Origin of the sequence: Streptomyces sp. NPDC048337 (assembly GCF_043201175.1) — a bacterium.
In the GTDB taxonomy this organism is placed as follows: domain Bacteria; phylum Actinomycetota; class Actinomycetes; order Streptomycetales; family Streptomycetaceae; genus Streptomyces.
Map to the genome: position 1 here is coordinate 330,495 of NZ_JBICYR010000007.1, position 7,346 is coordinate 337,840.

Below are 7,346 nucleotides of genomic sequence, written 5' to 3' on the forward strand. Positions count from 1 at the left end.
TTCAACCGTGACGACCGCGGCGACCGTGGCGGCTTCCGCCGTGACGACCGTCCGTCCGGTGGCTTCAACCGTGACGACCGCCCCTCCGGCGGCTTCCGCTCCGGTGGCGGCGACCGTCCGTTCAACCGCGACCGTCGTGACGACCGCCCCTCCGGCGGCTTCCGCTCCGGCGGCGCCGGCGACCGTCCGTACGGCCGCCGCGACGACCACCGTCCGTCCGGCTCCGGTTCCACCGGCTCCTTCGGCGGCCGCCGTGACGACAAGCCGCGCTGGAAGCGCAACGGCTGATCCTCCGGCCTGAGCTGAACCACTGACAGGGCCCCCACGACACCGTCGTGGGGGCCCTGTTGTGCGTCCGGCCGCCGGGCGACAGGCCGGTAGCCGGATACCCGATCGGCTGTCCGCCGCTGTCCGGCTATGCTCTGGGGTGAGCACGTGGAGGGCCATTAGCTCAATTGGCAGAGCAGCGGACTTTTAATCCGTTGGTTGTCGGTTCGAGTCCGACATGGCCTACCGCTCAGTGCGAAGCGCCCCACCCGAGTCATCGGGTGGGGCGCTTCGTCGTGTTCAGGCGGTTCAGACGGTTCAGGCCGAGACGCCGCGGCGACGGCGGGCGCCGAGCCAGGCGGCGGCCGCGCCGAGGGCTACCAGGGCGGCGGCGAGGCCCGCGTACAGGCCGGTGCCCGAGGAGGAGCCGGTGCTGGCGAGGGAGCCGGTGGCCGAACCGGTGGTGGTGGTCAGGTTGGTGTTGCCCGCGGCGACGGCGGCCGAGGAGGAGGTGGCCGAGACCGGCTGCACGACGGTGGTGGAGGACGGGGCCTTGGAGGGCGTGGTCGACGGGGTCGAGGACGGCGCGGGCTCCACGATCGGCTTGAGCGGGAACGTCACCTCGCTGCCCCCGAACTGGTAGGTGTTGCCGTCCGCGAGGCCGATCCCCGCCTCCATCGTGATCGTGGTCTTCTTGGTGAGCTCCGTGTCCTTGCCCAGGCTGACCCGCAGCTGCTGGGTCCGGATACCGGAGGCGGCGCCGAAGCCCTTGGGGATCAGGGGCAGCCGGTAGCGGTTGGACTCGCCCTTCAGGTCCTGCCAGCGGCCGTCGATCAGGCCCTGGAGCCGGAAGTCGGCCTTCTCCTGGCCCGGGTGCGACAGGGTGAGGGTGGTCGCGAGGGCGCTGCCGAAGGTGCCGTCGCCGGTGGCCTGGTAGTTCAGGTTCAGGTACGCGCGCTGGTCCTCGCCGTCCTTGCCGGAGTCGACCTGGTTGAACCAGGTCTTGAGCTCGCCCGTCTTGATCTGCGGGTCGACCTTGAAGACGTGGGAGTCCATGGCGCCGGGCGCCACCGAGGCGTTGGAACTGGCCGCGGTGAACGTGAAGTCCCCGTCGTTGGTCGGGTAGTTCGCGCCGAGCCCGACGGTGACCTTCCAGGTCATCTTGCCGTTCGCGGGGATGTCGAAGCCGGCACCCTTGGCCGAGGCCGGGTAGAACAGGCCCTGCCACCCGCCGTCCTGCTGGCCGACCGAGTACGTGGTCGCCGGCGCGTCCACCGCGTCGACCTTGAAGACCACGTCGCCGCGGTTCAGCGGGCTCGCACCGGTCGGGTCCACCAGCATCCACGGCTTGTACGTGGCGGGCTTGCCGGTCGGGTTCTTCACCGTCAGCTGGAAGGTCTCGGTGGCCCCGCCGCGCGTCAGCGGACCGCTGGGAACGGGAGCACTCATCTCCGTACGCAGCACGGCGTGGTCGTCGGCGGCGGGTGCGGCGGACGCGGCGGTGGCCGAGAGCGGCAGCAGAGTGGTGACAACGCCGGCGACGACTGCGATGGCGGCTGCGGTGCGAACGGACATGGTGGACTCCCCTCAGGAATCACAGGGGCAACGGCAGAGCGCCGAGCCGGTGGGTGTGGTGGGTGCCGCCCGGCCGGTGCGTGTTCCCCCTGGCCTTGGCGACAGGTGAATCCTCGCCCGTGACCGATCCCGGAACGATCCCCGCTGTGTCACCGGCGTGCAACAGAGACGATCTTGGCTCGCCCGGCCCGGCTCCGGATCGGTTTCACGTCCTTGACCTGCGGTGATGAGGGTCCTGGGGGTGGGTCGGCGGTTAATTGGCGAAGGGCCCTCCCCGGATGGCGTAGAGTTGGGTTCACCGACGCGGGGTGGAGCAGCTCGGTAGCTCGCTGGGCTCATAACCCAGAGGTCGCAGGTTCAAATCCTGTCCCCGCTACTCAGTACGAAGGCCCGGTTCCTTGTGGAACCGGGCCTTCGTCGTGTTCCCGTACGTCACCTCACGCCCCGTCACCCCATCGGCCCGTGCCGGGTCGCCGTGCGGGGCCCGTGCCGCCAGCCTTGAGGGGCGAGGCGATGGCGGGCCCGCAGCCGAGCGAGGGAACGGGCGGCAGGAGAGAGCGGCGTGGTGGGGCTGAGCCGGCAGGACAACGGGGGGCGTGCTGGCGGCGTCGGCAACGCCGTGGCCCAGCGGGTGGTCCGGACGCTGCCGGGGGCGCTGATCCTCCTCGGGCTGGTCTTCGACGTGCTGACCCCGCCGAGCTTCACCGGATCCCCCTTCTTCTCCGCGGCCCCGCTGATCGCCGCCCCGCTGTTCGGTCTCCGGGCCACGGCCGTGACCGGGATGCTGGCCTCGCTCGCGGTGGTCCTGCTGCACGTCTACAACGGCACGAGCTGGAAGGCCGAGGCGCTGACCGAGCTGGTCACCGTACTGACCGTCTCCGGGCTGGCGCTGCTGATCAACCGGGTGGTGCGGCGCAGCGGCGAGCAGCTCGCCTCCGCGCGCGGGATCGCGGAGGCGGCGCAGCGGGCCGTGCTGCCCACCCCGGCCGAGCGGATCGGCGGCCTGCAGGTCTCCGCCCGGTACGAGGCCGCGCAGGCGGACGCCTTCATCGGCGGGGACCTGTACGCCGTCCAGGAGACCCCGTACGGAGTGCGGCTGGCGGTGGGCGATGTACGGGGCAAGGGGCTGGGGGCGGTGGAGGCGGTCGCGGTGGTCCTCGGGGCCTTCCGGGAGGCGGCGGAGAGCGAGCCGACGCTGGAGGCGGTGGCGCAGCGGCTGGAGCGGGCCCTGGCCCGGGAGGGCACCCGGCGCGACAGCCTGGACGCGGTGGAGGGGTTCACGACGTGCGTGCTCGGCGAGATCGCGCCCGGGGCGGGGGTGCTGCGGCTGCTCAACCGGGGCCATCCCGAGCCGCTGCTGCTGTACGCGGACGGGGAGCTGGCGGTCCTCGCCCCGACGGAGCACGCGCTGCCGCTCGGGATGGGCGAGCTGGGCGGGTGGCCGGACCTGGCGGAGGAGTGGGACTTCCCGGCCGGGACCACCCTGCTGCTGTACACGGACGGGCTGACGGAGGCCCGGGACCGGGCGGGGGTCTTCTACGATCCGGCGGACCGGCTGCGCGGGCGGGTCTTTCCCGGCCCGGCGGAGCTGCTGAGCGCGCTCAGCAGCGATGTGCGCCGGCATGCGGGGCGCGGGACCACGGATGACATGGCCCTGCTGGCGGTGGGCCGGCCGGGGCGGGGTCAGCCGGAGCGGCGGCGGACGGTGCCGGTGGTCCGCCGTAACGGTGACCTGTAACGCTTTGTAGTTGAAATGCCGCTCTGAGCAAGGAGATTGACGAATCGTCATATTGCTTGTGTGGTCCGAGGGGTGGGGGAGTCTCGTAATTTTTGCCCGACTTGATACCTGTTTGTGGCTAAAAGCCCAGGCCAGAGGTCATCGGGGAGTGGCCGATTGGTAGGAACGATCAATCGCAACAGCTTGGAATCATTCCCCCGCGTCTATTACCTTTCGATAACGCAGTGCGGTCGTCCCAGCCGTCGCAAGAGACGGCGCCGTGCGCGTGCGTGTCAATGAGGAGCGTGCCCCGGTGGCCTCCAACTTGCCTGCCCCTGAAGGCGTAGAGATCCAGGAGCAGCCCACCGCGGGTGCCTGGGGCGAGTGGAATCCCACCGAGGATTCGGTCCGCCCGGTCCGCGGCAAGCACCGAGTGGCAAAGCAGCGCGGGGGACTTGCCCGCAGCTCCACCGTGCTCGGCGTCGGCGTGATCGCGGCGGTCGGCGCGAGCGGCATCGCCACGGCACAGGACCGGCCCCAAGTCACGATATCCCTGCCCTCGTTGCCCGATCTGATGACCGGCGGAGACTCGGGGCACGGAGGCGCAGGCGACAACGGCCGACAGACGGACGGCGGTTCCGACGCCGAGGCCGGGACGGCCGTGCGGACAGGGGTCATTCCGCGGCAGTCTGACCACCGGGCCGACGCCGGCGAGGTACTGCGCAACCGCATCCTCCAGCAGGCCGAGTCCCAGCAGGGCGCCGCCGAGGCGCAGGCCCGGGCGGAGGCCGAGCGGACCGCCCGGGAAGCCGCCGCCCAGGAGGCCAAGGACAAGGTCGAGGCCGCGCGCAAGGCGGCCGAGGCGGCTGCGGCCGAGGCAGCGGCGAAGGCGGAGCAGGAGGCGAAGGAGGCCAGGGAGGCCGCCGAGGCCAAGGCCGAGCAGGAGCGCCTCGCCCAACAGTCCGGGAGCTACTCCCTGCCCACCTCCGCCTACACCCTCACCTCGCACTACGGGGACTCCGGCTCCATGTGGTCCTCCGGCCACCACACCGGCCTCGACTTCGCCGCCCCCACCGGCACCCCGGCCAAGGCCGTGGCCGCCGGGAAGATCACCTCGGCCGGCTGGTCCGGTGCGTACGGCTACCGCATCGTGCTGGAGCTCGAGGACGGTACGGAGGTCTGGTACTGCCACCTCTCCTCGATGTCGGTGACCTCCGGCTCGGTGGCTCCGGGCGAGACCATCGGCCGGGTCGGCGCCACCGGCAACGTCACCGGACCCCATCTCCACCTGGAGGTCCGCAAGGGCGGTTCGACGATCGATCCGCTGGCCTGGCTGGAGTCCAAGGGCCTGAACGTCTAGCGTCCGAGCCCACGAGGTCCGGGCCCACCGGGTGCGGTCGCCGCGGAGCCGGTACGCCGGCCAGTGCGGTCGGCGGGCCGAGGCCGGTGGTGGTGCCCTGTCTGCGGGCCAGGGGGTCGAACAGTGGCGGAAGCAGCTCCTCCATGACGGCCGCGCGGACCAGCGCGGGACCCGCCGTCGCCCGGCGCATCCACAGGCTGTGGAGCAACTCCCGCTCCCGCCCCGCGAAATCCGGCTCCTCGGCGGGGCCGCCGCGGCGCGCCCGGTTCCGCAGCAGGGCCAGCGCGGCGGCGTCCGCCTCGTACAGCGCGACCGCCCGGCCGGCGGCCCGGCCCCCGCTGCGCCGGGCCAGGGCTCGGGCCAGCGACCGGGCCGGCATCGAGGCCAGGGCAGGAACCTCGGCCGGACCGAGCCAGCCCGCGGCCGCGTACACCGCCAGCTCGCCGGCGACGGCCCGCAGGCGGCGGCGCCGTATCCGCACGGCCAGCCACACCAGCAGCCCGAACACCGGGACCATCACGGAGCCGTAGACCACGTAGAACCCGTACTCCCCGAACTGCGATGAGCAGTTCCACAGGGCGTGCAGGACCATCGCGAGCGCCAGGCCCAGCAGCGGCAGGCCGATCCTGCGCGTACGGCGGGCACTGACCGCGGCCGCGCCGAAACCGAGCCCGGTGAGCACCGTGAACAGCGGGTGCGCGAACGGCGAGAGCACGATCCGGACGAAGAAGGTCGCCGCCGTCACCGAGTCGAGGACGCCGGTGCCTTCGGCCACGTCCTCACCGAAGGCGTTGCCGAGGTAGAGGATGTTCTCGGTGAAGGCGAACCCGGTGGCGGTGAAGCCGGCCACCACGAAACCGTCCGCCGGTCCGGTGAACTGCCGTCTTCGGAACACGAACACGAGCAGCAGGGCCGCCGCCTTGGCGCTCTCCTCCACCACCGGGGCGATCGCCACGGAGCCGAGCTGGTCGGCATCGGAGGGATCGGTGGCGGCCGCGGCTATCCACTGGGTCGCGAAACTGTTGGCCAGTATCGCGATCAGCGCCGCGGTGCAGGCGCCCCAGCCGAAGCAGAACAGCAACTGCGGCCAGGGCGCGGGCGCGGCCCGGCCGAGCCACCGGAAGGCCGCCATGAGCGGCGGCACCGGCACCAGGGCCAGGCCGAGGCCGACGAAGAAGCCGAGGGTGCCGGTCTGCTCCCGCACGAGTTCGAGGATCGCGATCCCGGTGGCGGCGAGCAGGGCGAGGAGCACGCACGTGCGGACCGTGCCCGACGGACGTGCGAGCACAGACGTGAGCGCTCGGAACACATGATGACCCTACCGAGCCGGTCTGACACGCGCGGTGACGTTGTCAGTTCTCCGTGCGACGGAAGAGCAGGTCGTGTACGACGTGGCCCTTGTCGAGCCCCTGGCCCTCGAAGCGGGTGACCGGCCGGAAGTCGGGGCGCGGCGCGTAGCCGCCGTCGGGCTGCGCGTTCTCGAAGTCCGGGTGTGCGGTGAGGACTTCGAGCATCTGCTCGGCGTACGGCTCCCAGTCGGTCGCGCAGTGCAGCACGGCGCCGGGGGCCAGGCGGGTGGCAGCCAGGGTGAGGAACTCGGGCTGGATCAGGCGGCGCTTGTGGTGGCGGGCCTTCGGCCACGGGTCCGGGAAGTAGACGCGCATGCCGGCCAGGGAGGCGGGCGGCAGCATTTCGCGGAGCAGGATGATCGCGTCGCCGTTGGCCACGCGGATGTTGGTGAGGCCGTTGCGCTCGGCGAGGGCGAGCAGGTTGCCCTGGCCGGGGGTGTGCACGTCGGTGGCGAGGATCCCGGTGCCGGGGTCGGCGGCGGCCATCTGGGCGGTGGCCTCGCCCATGCCGAAGCCGATCTCCAGGATGACGGGGAGGCCGTCGAAGAGGGTTTTGAGGTCGATGACGTCGTGGCCGTCGATGTCCAGGCCCCAGGTGCCCCAGAGGCGCTTCAGCGCCTCGCCCTGGCCGGTGGTGACCCGGCTGCGCCGCGGCTGGAAGCTCCGGATCCGGCGCTCGTGGTGCGAGCCGGCCGGGTCGGGCGCGGGGCCGTCGGGGAAGCGGGGCTCGGTGCGCCACTTGGGGGGCACGTACGAGTTCGCCTCCGGCGCGGGGCCGGGGGTGGGGTCGGCGACCGGGAGGCTGGGCTGGGGGTTCAGGGACTCAGACACAATGCCGTGATTCTACGCCGGGGGGTGGGGGCGTGCCTTTGCCGTGCCGGGCTGCTGGGGCGGGGCGGGGCGTCGTGCCGGGGCGTGCCGGGTCGGGGTCGGGAGCGGGTTCGGGCCGGGCTGCCGGGGCGGGGTGCGGCGGGGCGGGGTCGGGGGGGGGGGGGGGGGGGGGGGGGGGCGCTGACCAGCGGGACGGGGCTGCGAAGGGGGCGCTGGGGGATGTGGGGGACGAACCGAAGAGAAAGTA

5 protein-coding genes, 2 tRNA genes and 1 pseudogene are annotated in these 7,346 nt (G+C 72.4%); 5 read left to right on the forward strand and 3 right to left on the reverse strand.

The annotated features are described in order from the left end of the window. Positions 1-288: pseudogene (locus ACGFYU_RS15355) on the forward strand (RNA helicase); the annotation flags it as partial. Between the two features lie 152 nt (positions 289-440). Further along, a tRNA-Lys gene (locus tag ACGFYU_RS15360) sits at positions 441-513 on the forward strand. 72 nt (positions 514-585) lie between these two features. Here the strand turns inward: ACGFYU_RS15360 and ACGFYU_RS15365 are convergent. Beyond that, complete coding sequence (locus tag ACGFYU_RS15365) at positions 586-1,842, reverse strand: hypothetical protein (RefSeq protein WP_393827753.1); 1,257 nt, start codon at positions 1,840-1,842, stop codon at positions 586-588. A 302-nt stretch (positions 1,843-2,144) separates the two neighbouring features. Here ACGFYU_RS15365 and ACGFYU_RS15370 point away from each other — a divergent pair. The 3 genes from ACGFYU_RS15370 to ACGFYU_RS15380 all read left to right on the forward strand — a co-directional run bounded on the left by ACGFYU_RS15370 (position 2,145) and on the right by ACGFYU_RS15380 (position 4,919). Next, a tRNA-Met gene (locus ACGFYU_RS15370) sits at positions 2,145-2,218 on the forward strand. Positions 2,219-2,407: 189 nt separating this feature from the next. Further along, complete coding sequence (locus ACGFYU_RS15375) at positions 2,408-3,580, forward strand: PP2C family protein-serine/threonine phosphatase (RefSeq protein WP_393827780.1); 1,173 nt, start codon at positions 2,408-2,410, stop codon at positions 3,578-3,580. A gap of 292 nt (positions 3,581-3,872) precedes the next feature. Then, positions 3,873-4,919, forward strand: a complete 1,047-nt coding sequence (locus ACGFYU_RS15380; protein WP_393827754.1) for a M23 family metallopeptidase — start codon at positions 3,873-3,875, stop codon at positions 4,917-4,919. Here ACGFYU_RS15380 and ACGFYU_RS15385 read toward each other — a convergent pair. Further along, positions 4,828-6,228, reverse strand: a complete 1,401-nt coding sequence (locus ACGFYU_RS15385) for a PrsW family intramembrane metalloprotease (protein WP_393827755.1) — start codon at positions 6,226-6,228, stop codon at positions 4,828-4,830. The genes ACGFYU_RS15380 and ACGFYU_RS15385 overlap by 92 nt on opposite strands. A 43-nt stretch (positions 6,229-6,271) precedes the next feature. Continuing rightward, positions 6,272-7,018 (reverse strand): tRNA (guanosine(46)-N7)-methyltransferase TrmB, encoded by a 747-nt coding sequence (gene trmB, locus ACGFYU_RS15390; RefSeq protein WP_393827781.1) that lies wholly within the window; start codon positions 7,016-7,018, stop codon positions 6,272-6,274. Positions 7,019-7,346 lie beyond the last annotated feature (328 nt).